This is a genomic window from Ulvibacterium sp. (assembly GCF_965248315.1).
Lineage (GTDB): Bacteria > Bacteroidota > Bacteroidia > Flavobacteriales > Flavobacteriaceae > Ulvibacterium.
The window spans coordinates 3,510,705-3,529,929 of the sequence record NZ_CBDFIX010000002.1; the positions used below are offsets into that span (position 1 = coordinate 3,510,705).

General features: G+C 40.8%; 17 protein-coding genes and 1 tRNA gene. 10 read left to right on the plus strand and 8 right to left on the minus strand.

Going from position 1 to position 19,225, the window contains the following annotated elements:
* The first annotated feature begins 27 nt into the window (after positions 1-27).
* Positions 28-906 carry a PorP/SprF family type IX secretion system membrane protein gene (locus ACP2AF_RS16600; protein ID WP_425237269.1) on the plus strand — a complete coding sequence of 293 codons (879 nt, stop codon included), beginning with the start codon at positions 28-30 and terminating at the stop codon, positions 904-906.
* 501 nt (positions 907-1,407) lie between these two features.
* The gene (locus ACP2AF_RS16605) at positions 1,408-2,841 is read left to right on the plus strand and encodes an alkaline phosphatase PhoX (protein WP_425237272.1); all 1,434 of its coding nucleotides are present in this window, start codon (positions 1,408-1,410) and stop codon (positions 2,839-2,841) included.
* A 38-nt stretch (positions 2,842-2,879) separates the two neighbouring features.
* On the opposite strand, the gene ACP2AF_RS16610 is transcribed toward ACP2AF_RS16605, so the two are convergent.
* From ACP2AF_RS16610 to ACP2AF_RS16645, 8 genes are all read right to left on the minus strand, one after another.
* A complete protein-coding gene (locus tag ACP2AF_RS16610; protein WP_425237273.1) occupies positions 2,880-3,173 on the minus strand; it encodes a hypothetical protein in 294 nt (97 codons plus the stop codon).
* A 246-nt stretch (positions 3,174-3,419) separates the two neighbouring features.
* Positions 3,420-4,088 carry a hypothetical protein gene (locus ACP2AF_RS16615; protein WP_425237274.1) on the minus strand — a complete coding sequence of 223 codons (669 nt, stop codon included), beginning with the start codon at positions 4,086-4,088 and terminating at the stop codon, positions 3,420-3,422.
* 10 nt (positions 4,089-4,098) lie between these two features.
* Positions 4,099-4,863: an intradiol ring-cleavage dioxygenase gene (locus ACP2AF_RS16620; RefSeq protein ID WP_425237275.1), complete on the minus strand. Its 765-nt coding sequence runs from the start codon at positions 4,861-4,863 to the stop codon at positions 4,099-4,101.
* A gap of 103 nt (positions 4,864-4,966) precedes the next feature.
* A complete protein-coding gene (locus ACP2AF_RS16625; RefSeq protein ID WP_425237276.1) occupies positions 4,967-5,647 on the minus strand; it encodes a LytR/AlgR family response regulator transcription factor in 681 nt (226 codons plus the stop codon).
* Positions 5,644-6,465: a sensor histidine kinase gene (locus ACP2AF_RS16630; protein ID WP_425237277.1), complete on the minus strand. Its 822-nt coding sequence runs from the start codon at positions 6,463-6,465 to the stop codon at positions 5,644-5,646. The genes ACP2AF_RS16625 and ACP2AF_RS16630 overlap by 4 nt, the downstream gene beginning before the upstream one ends.
* 689 nt (positions 6,466-7,154) lie before the next feature.
* The gene (locus tag ACP2AF_RS16635) at positions 7,155-8,888 is read right to left on the minus strand and encodes a SulP family inorganic anion transporter (protein ID WP_425237278.1); all 1,734 of its coding nucleotides are present in this window, start codon (positions 8,886-8,888) and stop codon (positions 7,155-7,157) included.
* Positions 8,889-9,736: 848 nt separating this feature from the next.
* A tRNA-Ser gene (locus tag ACP2AF_RS16640) sits at positions 9,737-9,821 on the minus strand.
* Positions 9,785-10,054: a GIY-YIG nuclease family protein gene (locus tag ACP2AF_RS16645; protein ID WP_425237279.1), complete on the minus strand. Its 270-nt coding sequence runs from the start codon at positions 10,052-10,054 to the stop codon at positions 9,785-9,787. The genes ACP2AF_RS16640 and ACP2AF_RS16645 overlap by 37 nt, the downstream gene beginning before the upstream one ends.
* A 426-nt stretch (positions 10,055-10,480) precedes the next feature.
* Between ACP2AF_RS16645 and ACP2AF_RS16650 the strand changes: the two genes are divergently transcribed.
* The 8 genes from ACP2AF_RS16650 (at position 10,481) to ACP2AF_RS16685 (ending at position 19,220) form a co-directional block, all read left to right on the plus strand.
* Complete coding sequence (locus ACP2AF_RS16650) at positions 10,481-12,256, plus strand: hypothetical protein (protein WP_425237280.1); 1,776 nt, start codon at positions 10,481-10,483, stop codon at positions 12,254-12,256.
* A 76-nt stretch (positions 12,257-12,332) separates the two neighbouring features.
* A complete protein-coding gene (locus tag ACP2AF_RS16655; protein ID WP_425237281.1) occupies positions 12,333-13,106 on the plus strand; it encodes a sterol desaturase family protein in 774 nt (257 codons plus the stop codon).
* Between the two features lie 7 nt (positions 13,107-13,113).
* Positions 13,114-14,046 (plus strand): M43 family zinc metalloprotease, encoded by a 933-nt coding sequence (locus ACP2AF_RS16660; RefSeq protein WP_425237282.1) that lies wholly within the window; start codon positions 13,114-13,116, stop codon positions 14,044-14,046.
* Between the two features lie 13 nt (positions 14,047-14,059).
* Entirely contained in the window at positions 14,060-14,512 is a 453-nt protein-coding gene (locus ACP2AF_RS16665) for a hypothetical protein (protein WP_425237283.1), read from the plus strand.
* Positions 14,513-14,555: 43 nt separating this feature from the next.
* Positions 14,556-15,563, plus strand: a complete 1,008-nt coding sequence (locus tag ACP2AF_RS16670; RefSeq protein ID WP_425237284.1) for a glycosyltransferase — start codon at positions 14,556-14,558, stop codon at positions 15,561-15,563.
* A 130-nt stretch (positions 15,564-15,693) separates the two neighbouring features.
* Positions 15,694-17,616, plus strand: coding sequence for a BatA domain-containing protein (locus ACP2AF_RS16675; RefSeq protein ID WP_425237285.1), 1,923 nt, complete (start codon positions 15,694-15,696; stop codon positions 17,614-17,616).
* On the plus strand, positions 17,613-18,866 hold the full coding sequence (locus ACP2AF_RS16680; RefSeq protein WP_425237286.1) for a dihydroorotase: 1,254 nt from the start codon (positions 17,613-17,615) through the stop codon (positions 18,864-18,866). Before ACP2AF_RS16675 ends, ACP2AF_RS16680 begins: the two co-directional genes overlap by 4 nt.
* Positions 18,867-18,908: 42 nt before the next feature.
* Positions 18,909-19,220: a hypothetical protein gene (locus ACP2AF_RS16685; protein ID WP_120711564.1), complete on the plus strand. Its 312-nt coding sequence runs from the start codon at positions 18,909-18,911 to the stop codon at positions 19,218-19,220.
* Positions 19,221-19,225: the final 5 nt, after the last annotated feature.

Below are 19,225 nucleotides of genomic sequence, written 5' to 3' on the forward strand. Positions count from 1 at the left end.
TTCCCCCAACAATCCAAAAAAACAACCATGAAAAACATACATTTATCAATTCTTCTATTCCTGTTCTTGATATTGGGCAACTTCTCGGCAAGTGCACAGCAGGAACCCCTGTATACGCTATACAGGTACAATACCAACTTTTTCAACCCGGCGGCCTTCGGGCTCAACGATAGGGTGGAGTTCAGGTCCAACTTCAGGAACCAGTTCTCGGGCATCGAACAAGCGCCCGAGACGTTGGGCCTCTACTTCGGGGTCCCCGTAAACGAGCGTATCGGTATCGGGGCCACCGTTGTCTCGGACAAGGTGTTCATAGAGAGTACCACCTCACTGTTCGCCAGCTTTGCCTATGGGGTACAGCTCGACCGATGGACCTGGCTCCATTTCGGGGTACAGGCGGGAGGTACATTCGTCAATATCGATTTCAATAGCCTGGACCAGGCCATAGATCCCGTGTTCGCACAGAACGTGAACGACTTTAACCCGAACGTGGGTGCCGGGGTGTACCTGAAGGGCATGGACTATTTCGTGTCCCTTTCCTCCCCGAAAATATTGACCACGGACAGGATCGACGATGAGAGCGGGGTGCTTACCGTGGCCCGTAGCCGCCCACAGTTCTACCTGAGCGGGGGCTACCACTTTGCGATCGGTGACAATGTCGTATTTACCCCGTCCACATTGTTGCGCTTTTCCAACGAGCAGACCATTGCAGACATTACCGCCGCCTTTAAAATTTTAAATACCATAGAGGTGGGCGCCAACTACAGGGTGGACAGGGCATTCGGGGGGCTCTTGTACCTGACAGTACAGGAATGGCTGGAAATCGGCTACGCCTACGAGACCAATTCCGGGGCCATAAACGTATCGGAGGAAGGGACCCACGAGATCGGGGCCACCCTCAAGTTTTGATATACGATAAGGAACGGTAGTTGAAATCTATTGGGTTAGTTTTTCCCCGACGTTAAGTATATAATAGTAAAGCTCTGAACTGCTTATAGGGTTTGGGACATTTCTTTAATTTAAGTTGTTTTGTAATACAGGTATGGGAGTATTGCAAAATCAAAAAAGCCCGATTTCTTAGCGAAATCGGGCTTTAGTATGCGGAGGAAGAGAGTCTTTTTTAAATTGGATGATGCGACTGTTTTGGGACTTTTTCAAGCTAACCAAATTCCATGATTCCTTGTTCAAGTCAGGGTATGATGAAGTGTTTGATACGGACTGACTAAAGGTCTTTGCCGATATTATATAGTGTTTACGATTCGTTAGAAAAATGTTTTGAAATCTATAAGGAGCCGATTTTTCCTATTCAATTAAATACCTTTGTTGAGAGCGATGTAATACAAGAATTTTCTGTACAAAGCGGCACTAACCACATTACAGGTCCGGGACATAGAACCCTATAAGCATACCATGGAAGATAACTACAAAGACTATACTCGAAGGCATTTTATAAAACAATCGACCCTTACTTCATTGGCGTTGATGGCATTGGTCAATTGCACGAATAGAAAAAATAAGAATGAGGGAATGCCAAGTAAGGATGAGGGAATTCAAAATAATAAAAAGGGCACGTTGGATTTAAAGACCGACCCAAACGGATATCTTGATCTCCCCGATGGATTTTCGTATAGGATTATCTCAACATCTTGCGAAAAAATGTCCGATGGTCTTTTAGTACCTGGGAGACCTGATGGAATGGGAGCTTTTCTTAATGAGATGGGAAAGACCGTCATTATCCGAAACCATGAGAACAGTCCCACTCCATTGGAGAACAGTCCCTTTGGCCCCATGAATGAATTGTTGTCCAATGTAAATCTAAATAGACTCTACGACTCTGGAAGTGGAAAGAATCCAGGATTAGGAGGTACAACGACTTTGATATACAATGAGGATACGCAAGTAGTTGAGGATCAGTATATGAGTTTGGCCGGTACCTACAGGAACTGTGCCGGCGGGGTCTCACCTTGGGGAAGTTGGATCACCTGTGAGGAAGATGTTACCAAAGCGGACGGGGAGCAAATACTTAAAGACCACGGTTATGTATTTGAGGTGCCTATGGATTCCAAAGAAATGGTTACGCCAATACCTATTAAAACAATGGGGCGTTTTAACCATGAAGCAGTAGCCATTGACCCTGATTCTGGTTGTATTTATCTTACCGAGGACAGGCACGATGGACTTCTCTACCGGTTTATTCCGAAGGAGAAGGAAAATCTCTTGGCCGGTGGAATACTACAAGCTTTGGCCATACACAACAAAAAAGGCCTGGATACAAGAAATTGGGAAACGCCAACTGTTCCCAGAAATGAGCCTATGGAAGTATTCTGGATAGATTTGAACGATGTGGATTCGCCGAAGGATGACCTCAGATATCAGGGATTTGAAGCTGGAGCGGCCCGCTTTGCACGTGGTGAGGGAATATGGATGGGAACTGGGGAACTCTTTTTTGCATGTACCAATGGAGGGCCTGAAAATTTCGGGCAGGTATTCAAATACAAATTGTCTCCAAAGGAAGGAACCGAGGATGAGAAGAAAGAGCCGGCCCTATTGGAACTTTATGCAGAGTCTAACGATAAAACCGTATTGCACATGTGCGACAACCTAATAATAGCTCCCTGGGGAGACGTTCTTTTGTGCGAGGATAACGGTGAATTGAATCATATAAGAGGTATTGACAAAGATGGAAACATCTATACTTTAGCATGTAATAAAAGTTCTAAATCGGAACTTACCGGACTTGTCTTTTCACCTTCAGGAAAGACCCTATTCGTAAACGTACAGGAGAATGGTGACACGGTAGCCATAACCGGCCCTTGGGAAAGATTGGATAAATCAAATGTTTAGTGATTTAGTCAAGTGCAAAAAATAAACCTGCTTACCAGTCACTTACAGGTTTCTTTGTAGTGATTTGAATAAATGAGCACTTTTTGTCCGTAGGGCTTCTTTTGTAGAAAAACGTCTTGAGTGCTTAAATCAGTGTGGTATATACCGGTGCTTATAAGTTTTTGAGCAAGACCAAAATCGGAATCCTTCTTAAAGTTCTCAAATTTTGGGATCGCCTTACATTTGGAGATGTCGGAATTAAAAACCAATTTGAGATGCATGTAATCAATAGCATCTCCAATTTGGTAAAGCAGTAGTTTTACTCCTGAGGCCTCTGCTTCAAGGCTTTCCATATTCTTATTGACCTTCTCATTAAACTTAACATTATAAAGTAAGATTTCCTTGCCAAGTTTAGACTGAGCGGCCTTTAGTAAGGTAAAATTTTAGGTCATCCCTAAAGGGACAATATTTTAGCAATTTTGATGGGCTGACCATACCCTTTTTGGTACTTCAAGATGACAAAGACTAAATTATATCAACTAGTTTCAAGAAATGAAATCAGCAATAATGAGTAATACATTAGTATCCTTTACCGGTATTTAACTTGAGGGAATTTCAAGAATTAAGATAATCCCATTCTCGGACAGTGCCTCCATTTCCAATCTCGAAACATTAGTTAACAAAAGGGCATCCCTGGATTCCAACAAGCGCTCCTGTACCTCAAAGGCACCGTTTATTACAAAAACCAAATTCTGGTATTTTGGTTTTTGCATATCGAGCCGGGCCTCCTTTCTGCCATCAAAAACCCCAAAATGCACCCTTGTAGAATTAATTTGATAAATGGTATTCAAACGGTTGTGCACATAATCACCATATGATAAATGTTTAGGGAAAGCATTGATTTTAAACCAAATTTGAATATAATTGGCTAGGTCTGAATTACTGGAGTTGGTAATGGTATACGCCTCCCCCTGGTGAAGAGGGAACACAAGGAGCTCCTCAGGAGCTATTTTTTGGTGGTGTCCCCTGTTGAGGCATTCAAATTCGATGGTCCCGACCAAGGGTAGCAACAAAATAAGAACACTACTATCTGCCACAAAAGACCTTGTTCTACCTTGTGCCAGGGTGTCATCGTACAACATCTGTACTTCTGACGGTACTCCCTTGTTGGAAATTTCCGTCCGTAGGGTCCTATATTCTGATGTTTGGTATCTATACCTTCTATCGGCCAAAAAGATTTGGGCTCTTTCTTTTTCTATTATTTCCATCAGTTTCTTATTATGCACGGACATAGATATCATGGGTCAGGACAAAGCCTTCATCAATGCTACCGCTAACATTTGAAAGTTCTTCTTCAACCCCATCGCTAAATACGTTGTCATCTGCATGGTACGTGTATCCACCCATCCCTTTGGTATATCCATACTCGTCAGCAGCGTTCACACGCACAACCGCACTGTTTTCACCTTCCGGGAAAGCAATCTGCGTAACCAGAAGAGAGATACCGTCGTTATCGTAGATATGGACATGGATATGTGTGGAACGGCTTTGGTACCACCCTGGAAAAATAGAGGAGAATTTGGCAAGACCGTCGGTGTCAGTTAACTGTCTCCCCCTTAAAAAATGATTGTCCGAGTAGTCAACAGACTGCATCTGTGTACCACCGTATTCAGAGTAGTATCCATCCTTGTCACAATGCCAAATATCCACTATCGCCCCAACAAGGATATTACAAGAGTCGTTAACATTGCGTATGGTAATGTTAATGTCCAGGCCTATCCCTGTCCTATCACCTACTATGTTCACCCTTTCCAGGTCCTCCGGATCTTTTGTTGGAAAGGGACCTTCGGTCTCACCGGGGGTCTCAGAACAATCCCCTGATGAATCCGTGTTAGAGCTTAAGTCGCCATCACTACCATTGGATGTGGTCACTTCGTCCTCCAATAAATAATTATCACTATCCTTTGAACAGGCCAACTCGGCCAAACTTACTACTGATAGGCCGGCTAGCCCCAGCCCTTTAAGGAATACTTTGCGCTTCATAATTTTGTTTTTTAGAATTTTGGTTAAAACTATGTGTGCTAGGCTGTTGAAGGTAACTTATGAGGTGAATGCCAAAAATCTTGCGGTAAATGAAGCGAAACCGTTAAATTTTTTTTAAAAAAGAATCCCTATAGGTTTTGCTTATTGGGATGGTAAATCCTCCTATTTTAACCGTATCCCGATATACACTTTTAACCTTTCGCAGCGAAACAATATAGGAACGGTGGACTCTTTTGAACTCCCTTTCCGGTAGTTTTTGAAGTATTCCCTTCATTGTTTGGCGTACCACCAACTTGGTCATGTCATCTAAATGAATCTGTACGTAATCATCCAGTGCTTCAATCATCAAAATGGCATCAAATGCGACACGATGCAACTTAAAATCCGCTCTAACCGACAGAAAACCGTCTGTGGAATTTGCCAACTCAAGGTCCAATAACTTTTTGGCTTTTTGAACCGCAATTAAAAAACGCTCATATGAGAATGGCTTTAGTAGATAGTCTATGGCATCCACATTAAAACCATCAACGGCATACTGGCTATATGCTGTGGTAAAGATAACTTTGGTTTTCTGTTTGAGCGAATTATATAGATCCACTCCGTTCAACTCCGGCATCCTTATATCCAAAAAGAGCAAATCCACATCAAATTTATTCAAATATCGGATGGCCTTGGCCTGTTCGGTAAAAACATGGGGCAAATCAATATAGTCCACCTGCCCACAATAGGCCTGCAGGACCTCCAAAGCCAACTCTTCATCATCCAATGCAACTGCTTTTATCATACCAGTTCTATATAAAGTTTAACCGAGTGGTGTGGTGGGCTATGGTCTATCTCTAGCTCATGTTTACCGGGGTAGAAGTAATCCAGGCGTCTTTTGGTATTTAGGTTTCCACCTTCTGTTGATTCCAAAAAGGAGGACTGTTGTACGGTTATCTTATTATCAACTTGAAGTTCGACCCCATTTTCGTCCATGGAAATAAGGATGTTTATTTTGGAAGGTTTATCCGGATTCACTCCGTATTTGAAGGCATTTTCAATATAGTTCACCAAAATAATGGGCGTAATCGATTTGGATTCGGGAAGGCCATTTACCTTGAAGTTAACTTCCACGTTTTTTCCGATTCTTAGTTTCTGAAGTTCTATATAATCTACAATATACTGGATCTCATGGGCCAAAGGAACTTTTTCCGAGTCACTCTGTGTAACCACATACCGCATTATTTCAGAAAGCTTAAGCACTGCATTAGGGGCCTTTTCCGACTTTTTAAGGGTAAGCGCATAAATACTATTAAGGGTATTGAACAAAAAATGCGGATTGATCTGCGCCTTTAGGTAGTTGACCTCGGCTTTTAGTTTTTCATTTTTAATTTCCTTTACCCGGTCATCCAACCGCAATAAAAACGAGAGCAGAATGACCATGGTGAACTGAATGACAAATGTATCACGAACGTTAAAAATGCTGATAGTGGAGGGTGGTTCTGGTGGAGGGGCGGATGGGTTTCCTCTCAAGTCCATGGGAACGGGTGCTCCTGATGGGGGTGCAGAGGGTTTCCCTTTCAAATCCATGGGAATGGACGGTTCCAGATCAATACGATCCATTATGAAGGAGGGAAGGTATGATATCAATAATAGGCAAACGATCAAAGCAAAAAAATACCAATGGTATTTTTTAGTGGCATAAAAACTTGGTACCAGCCAATGATAGTTTAAGTAAAAAAACATCAACAGCAACGAATATCCCAAGAAATCCCTCTGGAATCCAGGTATGCTTAGCATGTTGTTGGATAAACCCAGGTCAGGTGAGGTTAAAATGGGAATACTAAGGATACCAAGGCCTATTAGAACGTTTATCCAAATTTTCCTGTTTTCAAACATATGTTTGTGCTCAAATTCTAAAGCTAGATAAATTTAGAAAGACAATAATAAAAAAGAGGTGAAATTAGATTTTGATGAGGCAAAAGAGGTTATCCTGAAAATGATAACAGGATATAGTTAAATTCCAAATAATCCTAAAGTGACCTTACCTTTATATAAACCTGCACGTTGAAAGACTTAAGTCGCTTCTCCAGATTCCCAACCCCGTAAATAAAATCAATTCCATTAAAATACTTGACTTACAGCCGTTGATATTTTCTTTCTTACCCAATACCCCTTTGGTATTGAGAATGAGTATTGGTGAATTAGTGATTGCCTTTTCAATTCGCATTTTAGGTTGATAAAAAGCAATAGCGATTGAATTTTAAACCCCAACCGCTATTACTTATATAGAGTTTTTGGCTTGGGTTATCTTACATTACAAAATTTCCTTTTTCCTTTTCGTCTACCCATCGTGAAATGGAAATATTATTGGAATGGTGGTAACTTGACTGATGGGCAATTATCTTATCATTTTCAATAACGATCATAAAATTCAGCTTGAAAGATGTTCTTGAACCATTATTGTCCCAAGTTATTTCATAGATTCCTGAATCTATTCGTTGCCCCTCGGTTTTATTAAGATAAATCTCGTTTTTTGAAAGGACCAAATTGTCTACTTTAAAAAGTGTTTCATAATAGTCTTTTATCTCTTCCTTATTTCGTCTTATCCTACTGGAAAAAGAAGGTACTAAGACGGCATTTTCATGATACAGGGAAAGTATACCATCAATACTTTGGGTGTTTACGTTGTGCATGAGTTTGTTGTAAACAGGAACCTGGGGGTCTGCTTTTAAATCTTCACTTTCCAATTTGAAGACCGGTTTTTCCGTAAATGAACTTTTAAACTGACCCCAGATTTCTTGGTTCGACTTGCCCAATCGCTTCATAAAAATGAACTGTATGATGGCGTGTGCAGTCAACACAATGAGCAAACCCTCAAATATTCCAAGTTTAAAAACCAATAAACCGCAGACCCCTGCTAGTATTAATGCATATCTACCTTCGGCCCTTACGTGCGAAATATTGGCAATCATTTTCCAGCCGGAGTAAACCATTATTATTCCAAGGGCATATTCTGGCAAGGTTGTGATGACAACGGGAAAAAGGACAACAAGAAACAAAAAAGCAGAAGTAAACAAATTTGACAATTTTGTTCTGGCCCCGGCCACAGTGTTTGTAGTACTTTTTGCCAGTCCATCCAAATTGGTCATACCTCCAAAAAAAGTAGCTCCTAAGTTTGCGATCCAAATGGCAAATAAACTGTTGTTGGTATTGCATTTTCTTCCTAAGGGGTCCATTTTTTCAATGGCGACATTGCTCATTACCTGCTCGATTATATCTATCGTACCCAACATCATTGCAAAACCAATCATTTTGAGAATGAAGAGCCCCAATTCTGAACCATCCATTCCCTCAAAATGTGGTAGGGGAAGTGATAATTTAAAAGGGATGGATTCTATCGTAATTTTTGGCAAATCCATTAAAAATGTCATGCCAATTGCTGTAATCATGATAATAAAATAGGGTAATGCAGGCATTTTCTTTTTGTAGAATTTATATAGTAATACAAAAAGTCCAAATGAAACAAGTGAAAGCAGTATTACTTTGTCTCTTTCAAAATTTAGCCAATCTATATGTATCCAATCACTAAAGTTATGTATCTCTCCAGCTTGTAGTTCAAACAAAAAAGGAACAAATTTGAGGGCAATTTTAAGTCCAACGCCCGCCAATAAGCCTTCTACAAGATAGTGGGGAACAAGGCGTAAAATATACTTTTCCAGTTTAAATCTCCATATGATCATTTGAAAAATTGAAGTAAGTACGATTACAAACGGCATATTTTTCATTCCGAAAGTAACCACCCCCAAAGCCAGAGCGGGCGCAAGACCCGCTGCTACACCAGGCATTCCGGTATAGTTGCCCGGTCTGACCAAATAAGTTATGAAGCTTACAATTCCGGCGAAAATTGCAGTGTACAACCCAGTCATAACAGGGTAGTCTGACATTAGGCATATACCCAATGTCAATGGAACCGCCATAACTCCTGTTACGGTTCCCGCCAAAGCATCTCTTTTGAGATACTTAAATATGTTTCTAATATTCATTTTGCTACTAAAATTGATTGTTGGAATTATCTTGTTCAAAGGCTGTTTGACACAAGATTTGAAATTGGAATCTTCGTTACATCAGAAAATTACCAATTGATATAGGGTGCAGATGTTAAACCCCTAACAATCAAGTTTTAAGCAACAATAGAGAATAAAGAGGTGTGGTTTCTGTGATAAATCCTTTGATTGAGAGTACCGTAAATCAGATCTACCACTTAAAGGAATCTTTATAAGTGTATTTTGAGCGGAAACAATCGCACTCCCTCCAGTGCCAGAGTCGGAATCCGATAATTCTATTTCAAAATCAACTTCATCAATTTCATCTAGAGATTCTTCTATTTCCGTCTGAATAAATATATTCGGATTTGTAATGCAATCAGATAAAACATACAGAAAGGAGAAAACTCCAAGAATTAAAAGCAGTAGGTCCTTATGTATGTATTTAAATCTCATAAAGAAGTCGCAAGTTTAATGCTTTTCAAACAAAAAATTGTTTTATTAAAGATTTTTTAATGCATGGCAAGGTTTCGTTAGCTTTTAAAATGAATTGATGACAGTAACCCCTCTGCTTCTGAATTTATTCATATCTGGTAGGATATTCACGCTATCTTCAAGAGATATCCTTTTTTCCAAAAGTTTTTCCGGAGACCAAATCATTTACCAAAACACCCCAACATAAAAGAATTGGATCATCAATTGGCCAATCTAAACAAGGTAAGAATCGTTGGTGTTTTTATAGATTCAAATAAAAACCTTTAAGGGAAATCCGAATAGACCAAAAACCCCCACTTCTGTCAACTTCAAAAAAAGAACCCCGTAAACACTTAAGCTAACGGGGCTTATTGCGGAGGAAGAGGGATTCGAACCCCCGGAGGTGTGACCCTCAACAGTTTTCAAGACTGCCGCATTCGACCACTCTGCCATTCCTCCAAAATAGATTTGAGCCTTTGCCGACCCCAACCTGATTTATAATATTTTTCCTTTTTCCGGGCTTCAATTGAGTTCTCCGCCCGTTCCATATAAAACTTTTGCCATGGCACATATTGCCTCGTAAAACTACTCTTCCCTGCATTGTGCTCCTTCAATCTTCTGTTAGGTTCATTTGAAAACCCAACATAAATCTTGTCATGCTCCTCGCTCCACAATGCGTAAACGTAATACATCACTCCCTCTTTTGCCGTATTCGAGAACGTGATTCGCCAAAGCGAAAACGTTCCGGGCCACTTCACCACGTTTCACGTGGTCTGCCATTCCTCCAGTACTTTGTCTTCTATCTCAGAGGGCTGCGCCCTCCGAAGCTCCGCCTCAGCGGCGCGAAGGAGGGTGCAAATATAAAAACCTTTTTCCGTTCTTTAAAGATTTGTCTCCTTTATTATTTACATTCTTCCCAGGATTACCACAGACCTCTTTTCCAATAAGCTATGGAGGGAAAAGGGGCAAAAATAAAGCAAGAAAATGTCATACTTCAGGCAACCAAAAGAGGTATATGGTATCTCTACGTTGGTCCTTGTTAAAACCCTCCAAAAGCATATCATTTTGTATCTTTAAATTTGCAAGGGACCTGAATTCTAATCAATTAAGCGAATATAGTGGAACTAATTGGCCACAAAGAGACAACAATTGCCGTATTGCCCTTTCGATTTTTAGGGGACACTATGCGTATGAATCCTATTATTAAAGGATTTACCGAGGATCTTATCATCAATTTTTCAAAGTTTATTGGACTTTCGGTGATCTCTCAATACTCAACACAATACATAGCAGATGCTGCGGATACGGGGGCCATATCTCGGTTAGGAGCAGATTACATTATAACAGGTACTTTTAGGGCCCTCGGTGATAACTTCCGTATTGGGGTACAACTCATCCGCACCCGGGACGACAAGGTGGTTTTTGCGGGCAATCATGATGAGACTTTGGAAGCTATTTTAAGTACCCAGGATGCCATAACCCAACAAATGGTAAGTGTGCTTCAGCGACAGATAGACCACGATCTGCTTTCCTACTCGTATAAGAAGTCTTCGGTGGATTTGGCCGCTTATGAAAATTGGCTTTTGGGAAAACATCTGTTAAAAAAAGGTACGGTTGAAAGCGATGCAGCGGCACGCGAGCACTTTGAGGCCGCATTGCGCATAGACCCGGGATTTGCACGGGCTTATTCCGGAATTTCCTTGTCCTATTTTAACGAATGGAGTTGCCAGCTGTGGGATCGTTGGGAGGTAAGTCAAAAAGGGGCGCATAAATTTGCGCTCAAGGCCATAGAATTGGATGAGAACGACTATATTTCCCTTGCGGTCCTGGGAAGGACTTATCTGTATTTGGGGGACTACGATAAGTCTGAACTTTTTCTAAGAAAGTCCTTGAGAATGAATCCCAACGATGCCGATAACCTTATCCAAATTGCCTTTTACCTAGCCTACTTGGGCCATACCAAAGAGGGCGAACAATTGTACCTAAGGGCCAAAACCCTGAATCCATTGCACCCCGAGGTATATCTCCCCTATGGCTCTTTTATCTACTTTGAATTGGGCGATTTTAAAAAATCCATAGCACTGGGTGAAAGAGTAAAGGATACTTCCGTTTGGACTGATTTTTCGGCCTATATGGCGGCAGCTTATTATCACCTTGCCGAATGGGATAAAATGCAACAGTATTGGCAAAAATACTTAGTACTGTTTGCGAAAAACATCAACGGAGGTAAAAGTGCCACGGACAAAGAGGCTTTGGATTGGCAAATAACCGTTAATCCATATAAGGGAAAATCCAACTTGGAACCCTTTTGGGGGTTTATGGACAAAAACGAACTCGTTCCCCAAAAACCCCGATCTTCACAACAAATCGCCACTGGAAGTTTTATACATAACGGTGAGCTATGGAACTTGGAATATGGAAACCAATCTGTTATAATAAAAGATGCCAAGGGGCTTCATGATATTGCGAAACTCCTGCAATACCCGGAAAAACAAATCCACTGTTCGGAATTAATGGGAACCATTTTGGACAGTCCGGGCGATAAAATGTTGGACTCCAAGGCAATTGACAATTACAAGAAAAGGATAAGGGAGTTACAATCACAAATGGAAGAAGCGGAAGATGTTGGGGATGGTATTTTGCACAACGAGCTTCGCGAGGAATATGAATCGTTATTGGCGTATTTATCAAAAGCCATGGGCATGGGAGGACAAGCAAGAAAAACTGGGTCTTCCTTGGAAAAGGCAAGATCTGCCGTTACCTGGCGCATTCGTACTACGATCAAAAAAATTGAAAAAGCCAATCCTCAACTGGGGAAACATCTTTCAAATTCCATAAAAACCGGCACCTTTTGCAGCTATGTTCCAGAATCTACCCATAATTGGACCATTTAAGAAACTTACGAGGAAAACTTACATTGTAAGGTGAGAACTTTTGCCTTAAGAAGTGTAAACCCTTTAAAAACAAAAAATGGAAACTATTTTACAAAACATGCCAACACCATGGGAAATATTAATCGATCCCATTTCACTTATTGTATTGGGTATGTACGGTGCCTTAATGCTGTGGGAGGCCATTTTACCCGCCAGAAAGTTGCCTCAAATGAAGTATTGGAAGCTAAGGGGCCTAACCTCCTTTGCCGTGTTTTTCTATTTGTCCTCGTACCTACCAATGATTTGGGACACCTATTTAGTAGATTATCAGGTTTTTGACATGACCGCCCTAGGAACGTTTTGGGGAGCATTTGTGGGTATTATGATCTATGAATTCGGCCTATATGTTTGGCACAGGAGCATGCATAAAAATAATGCGCTTTGGAAGGTATTTCACCAAATGCACCATAGTGCAGAGCGAATGGATAGTTACGGTGCATTTTATTTTAGCCCTATGGACATGATCGGTTTTACCTTTTTGGGCAGTCTCTGCTTGGTGGTTGTTGCTGGTTTTACACCTGAAGCTACCACATTGTTTATCCTAATTACTACGTTCCTAGGTATTTTTCAACACAGTAACGTGAAGACCCCTGCCTGGTTAGGCTATATCATCCAAAGACCGGAGGCACATACGGTACACCATGCGAAGGGCATACATGCCTATAACTATTCGGACATTCCGCTGTTCGATATCCTCTTCGGAACCTTTAAAAACCCTAAGGGTTATACTCATGAAACTGGGTTCTATCACGGAGCATCTACCAAGGTTTGGGACATGGTACGATTTAAAGATGTTAATAAAGCAAATTAGGTAGGGCATGATGCCACGAATAAACGGAAAAATCCAGGTGCAAATAGTGCTTTGCACCTGGATTTTGATTTCCTCCTGTACTAAAGATAGCATAACAACCACTCCAATAACACCGGAGCCGGTAGAGGATATTGTATTTCTTCCCGTGGTGGTGCATGTGATCCATTCGGGTGAAAACCTTGGAACAGGGCCTAACCTTTCCAAGGAGCGTATTATAAGACAAATGGAAATACTAAACGAAGACTTTAGAAGGAAAAAAGGGACTAGGGGTTACAATGACCATCCAGATGGCGGAGATACAAAAATTGAATTTGTTTTGGCGAAACAAACCCAGGATGGCAAGCCCACTACTGGTATAAACCGGATTGATACCTCTAAAGTCAAAATTCCCGATTTAGGGTATAATCAAAACCATTATGCACAATACGCCTATTGGGACCCAAGCCAATACATCAATATTTGGACCACTCCATTACCTGAATCATCTAAGTGCCTGGTCTTGGGCAATGCCACAGGGCCAAAAACCGATCTTCCAGGAACCCAATATTTAGCATTACCGGGTCCGAATGATTCTGAGGGTATATTGATCAATTGGATTCATTTTGGGGAGTCCGATATCGACTGTCATGCCAGACACGGCCGAACTTTGACCCACGAAATGGGTCATTATTTAGGGTTGCTACATACTTGGGGCGGGAAGGATTGTACTTTCAATGACTATTGTGATGATACTCCCGCTGTAGACAAGGAAGTTTTTGGTACCACCCCTTTTATTGGTTGCGCAGGAGAAAAAATAATGCTCGGAAACTATATGAACTATACTCATGATGAAGTGATGAATATCTTTACCCAAGATCAAATAGCCAGAATGCATTATGTCCTGAAAAATCATAAAGGGCGCAAAGCCTTGACACAAAGTGTTGGACTACAAAATCCTTAAAATACTGCCTAACATGTCCTGTACAAGACCAAATTATAGTCATAGCGTACCCTTGATAAGCCACTATCAGTTTGATGATGTCACGTTCGAAAGCAAATTTGAAAAAGGGAACCTCCCTCCTTCCCTTTTTACCCATGAGGCACATTTAAGATTGGCCTATATCTATTTAAGAAAATACGGGGAGAAAAAAGCTGCCGAAAAGATAAGTCATGAAATAGAACAATTTGACAGACTGCACGGTAGAGGTGATAAGTTCAATAAAACAATTACCGTTGCCGCAATCAAAGTAGTCCATCATTTTATTGGTAGATCAAAGTCCAAGGATTTCAAATTTTTTATTCAAGAATTCCCAAGATTAAAAGCGGCTTTTAAGGAGTTGTTATACGCACATTATAGTCCGGACATCTTCACATCCAAGACAGCAAAGGTTCAATTTATAGATCCCGACCTACTTCCGTTCCAATAACTGTAATGATCGGATACCATGGATTTTGTATAAATTGCAGCTCATGCAGGATCCTTTGGTAAGCATACTCATTCCCTTTAAGGACACGGCCCGTTTTCTTCCTGAATGCCTGGATTCAATTTTGAACCAGGAATATGCCCATTGGGAGGTTTTGGCCATAAACGACCATTCCACGGATGATAGTTGGGAAGTAGTAAATACTTTTGTAGAAGAGGATTCGCGAATCAACGTTTTTGAGAATGAGGGTGAAGGCATCATAGATGCTTTACGGACGGCCTATACAGAAAGTCAAGGGCTCTTGATAACACGCATGGACTCTGATGATGTTATGGGTCCGAACAAACTACAAGTGCTTGTACAATCCCTTTTGAAAAAGGGGAAAGGTCATTTAGCCGTTGGGCAAGTACGTTATTTTTCGGACAGGGGCATTAGCAATGGGTATGAACGTTATGAACAATGGCTTAATGGGCTTACCCTAAACGGAAGTAACTATTCCGAAATCTATAAGGAGTGTGTAGTCCCCTCCCCTTGCTGGATGGTATATCGTGAGGATTTGGATGCCTGTGGTGCTTTTGACGCAAACCGATATCCGGAGGATTATGACCTTACCTTCCGGTTTTATGAAAAAGGACTTGGCTGTATTCCCTGTGATCAGATTTTGCATTATTGGCGTGACTATGACACCCGCACTTCCCGAACCAGTGAGCACTATGCCCAGAATTACTTTTTGGAAATCAAATTACACTATTTCCTAAAACTGGAATATGATACCGAACGTCCCTTGACCATTTGGGGTGCAGGGAACAAAGGCAAAGAAATAGCCAAAGGCCTTTTGAAACGAAACATTGCGTTTTTTTGGCTCTGTGACAATCCAAACAAAATAGGAAAATCGATCTACGGAAAGGAAATGTTACATTACACTACATTGCAAGGTTTGAAAAACCCCCAAAGCATTGTTACCGTGGCCAATGAAAAAGCGCAAAAAATGATTCGAGATTACTTTTTGGAACTGGGACAAAAAAGCGGAAAAGATTACTTCTTCTTCTGTTAGGAATGGTTCAAAATGAGCCAAAGGAGGGTTATCCCTTTATGCTGCAAGTAATTGAACAAAAATTAAATATACCTTAAACTTTCAACTTTCAATCTTGGAATTCCTTATATTTGCCCAATCAAATTAAGGAATGCAGTTTAAGTATCCAGAACTCCTTTGGGCCCTATTTTTACTACTGATTCCGATTTTCATCCATCTTTTTCAGCTACGCAGGTTCAAGAAAACGCCATTTACCAACGTAAAACTTTTGCAGCGGGTTGTAGCGAAATCCCGCAAGAGCAAAACGCTAAAGAAATGGTTGTTGCTCCTTACCCGATTGTTTCTTTTTACTGCCTTGGTTTTGGCATTTGCGCAACCCTTTTTTGCGAAAAGAACCGCATTCCAAAAAAAGGAAATCGTTATTTATTTGGATGACTCCTTTAGTATGCAAGCCAAAAAGGAAGGGAATTCGTTGCTAAACAATGCTGTTCAGGAATTGATCAAATCCATTCCCGAAAGCCATAGTTTCACACTTTTCACCAATGAAAGGATATTTGAGGACGTTACAATTTCCGGCATTCAAAATGACCTATTGACCCTCTCCTACTCAAAAAATCAGTTGCAATTGGATGAAATTTTACTAAAGGCCGGAACTTTTTTCAACACGGACGGTGAAACCATTCAAAACATAATTGTCATTTCGGATTTTCAACAAAGAATGGCGTTGCCCCAAAAGGATTCTCTCCGCGATGCCAGAACACATTGGGTACAAATGTCTCCGGACAATTCCAAAAATGTATCCCTGGATTCGATTTATGTGGTAAATCAGGGGTCGGAGAATTTGGAGTTGGCCGCAACGCTGACCGCAGATAGGGAAACCAAAGATATCCCTGTTTCCTTTACAAATGGGGAAGACCTTGTAGCCAAAACAGCGGCTATATTTGATGACAAGGGTAAGGCCACGGTTAATTTTACTTTGGGAAAAGGTGAAATAATTCAAGGTAGGTTGGAAATTATGGATTCTGACCTTATCTATGACAACCAGCTTTTTTTTAACATTGATGAAAAAGAAAAAATAAAGGTTCTGGCCATAGGTCCAGAAGACAATCGGTATTTGAGACGCATTTATAGGGAAGATGGGTTTCTATTCACTTCCGCCACATTGCGGACCTTGGATTATGGAATTTTGGAGAATCAAAACCTAATCGTCCTCAATGAGATAAAAGAGATTCCATCTGCCTTGTCCACCAGTTTACTTTCATTTACGGACAATGGAGGATGGCTGGCCATAATTCCCGCTGCGGATATGGATGTAGCCTCTTATAATGCCTTGTCTTCCAATTATTTTTCCACGAATTACGGTCAGAAAATCAATTTAACACGGAATATTACCACTATTGCTTTTTCCCATCCGTTGTACCAAAACGTGTTTGAAAAAGATGCCACCAATTTTCAATATCCCCAGGTAAGTTCATTTCATAAGATAAACACGTTTGCTCCAACGGTTCTTAGCTTTGAAGACAATACCCCTTTTTTACTGGGCAGTAATGGGACATACTTTTTTACGACTTCGATTTCTTCGGAAAACTCGAATTTTAAGAATTCTCCTTTAATAGTGCCTACTTTGTATAATATGGGAAGTAATAGTCTAAAACTGCCCGAACTCTATATGTGGATGGACGGACGGATTCAGGTTGATGTTTCTACAGCACTACAAAAAGACGAAATACTAAAGGTGGCCAAGGATAATTACGAATTTATTCCCCTCCAAAAATCATCGGCCAATAAGGTCTCCTTAACATTTCAAGAAAATCCGGATACGGATGGAATCTATCGTATCCATAAAAATGGTGAGACCCTAAAAACTATCAGTTTTAACTACCCAAGAGCAGAAAGTGAACTGAATTATTTAGACGTGAATGTCTTGAGCGAAAGCTCAAATGCGTCTTCCATAAGCTCGTTCTTTGATGCAATGGAAAAAGACAGCAGTGTAAAGGAGCTTTGGAAATGGTTTGTTATTTTAGCACTGCTATTTTTATTGGTTGAAATACTCATCCAAAAATACTTCCCATGAATATACTTTTAAAGTCCGTTAAAATACTGGATCCCAGCAACCCAGGTCTTCATACAAAAAAGAGGGATATCCTAATAAAAAATGGCAAAATTGAAAAAATAGCGGTCAAAATAGATGCGGAAAACAAGATAAAGACAATAGCCGAAAAAAACCTACATGTTTCCCCAGGTTGGTTTGATGGTGGAGTGAATTTCGGGGAACCGGGATTTGAGGAAAGGGAAACCATTGCCAATGGTCTTTCCACTGCCGCTAAGAGCGGATTTACAGATGTAGTCCTAAATACGGGTACAAATCCGGTACCGGATGGCAGCCCTGATATTGCATTTCTAAAAAATGCAGGGAAAGGCGAGGCTACCAATCTACACCCTTTGGGGGCTTTGACCGTAAAAAGCGAAGGAAGGGATTTGGCGGAGCTCTATGATATGAAAAATGCAGGGGCCATAGGGTTTTACGATTTTAAAAAGCCACTATCCAATGGCAACCTTCTAAAAATTGCGCTCCAGTATGTTCAGAGTTTTGATGGATTGGTATATTCTTTTCCATTGGATACTAAAATTGCTGGGAAAGGGAATGTAAACGAGGGGGAAGTATCCACCAAATTGGGGCTTAAGGGAATTCCGTCCCTTGCCGAAGAGCTTCAGATAGTCCGGGATCTTTTTATATTGGAGTATACAGGAGGGAGATTGCATATCCCCACCATATCCACGGCCAATGCGGTGAAACTGATCTCGGATGCAAAAAGAAAGGGGTTAAACGTAAGCTGCAGCACCGCGGTTCACAATCTTTGGCATACCGATGCCACATTGAAGGATTTCGATTCCGATTATAAGACCACTCCGCCACTTCGCAAGGAAAAGGATATCAAGGCACTGATCAAAGGCATTAAGGATGGGACAATAGATTTTGTGGTCACAGATCATATGCCCATGAATATAGAGCGGAAAAAAGTAGAGTTTGACCATGCGGCCTATGGCACCATTGGCCTGGAAAGTGCCTTTGGGGCATTAAATTCAATTTTTGGAGCCGAGGCCACGGTCCATATATTGACCCGTGGAAGAGAATATTATGCTCTTGAAAGACCGGAAATAAAAGAAGGTGCAATGGCTTCAATCTCTTTGTTCGATCCGAATGAAACCTACATTTTTGCACGGGAACATATAAACTCTACTTCCAAAAACAGTATCTTTTTGAACAGTGAGTTAAAAGGCAAGGTTTATGGTATCATCAACAATGGACAATTGATATTTTAATTAACTTTAGATTATTAAACCAGCAACCTTAATTTTTAAAAGATGAATCAACAAACAAAAGAAGACGGAAAAACGATCGCCATAATTGCCTACATAACCATTATCGGATTGATTATCGCATTTATTATGAACAATTCCAAGAATAATCCTTTTGCTAAATTCCATATTGGCCAATCATTTCGAATTGCGGTTTTGGGAATCGCCAACTCTGTTCTAAGCACTATGCTACCTTCTTCCCTGTCCATTGTTTCTACCATAATTGGATTAGGCGTTTTGGTCCTATGGATACTTGGGCTAATAAATGCCATTAATTTAAAGGAAGAGCCTGTTCCTATAATCGGGAAAATAGGATAATCCAA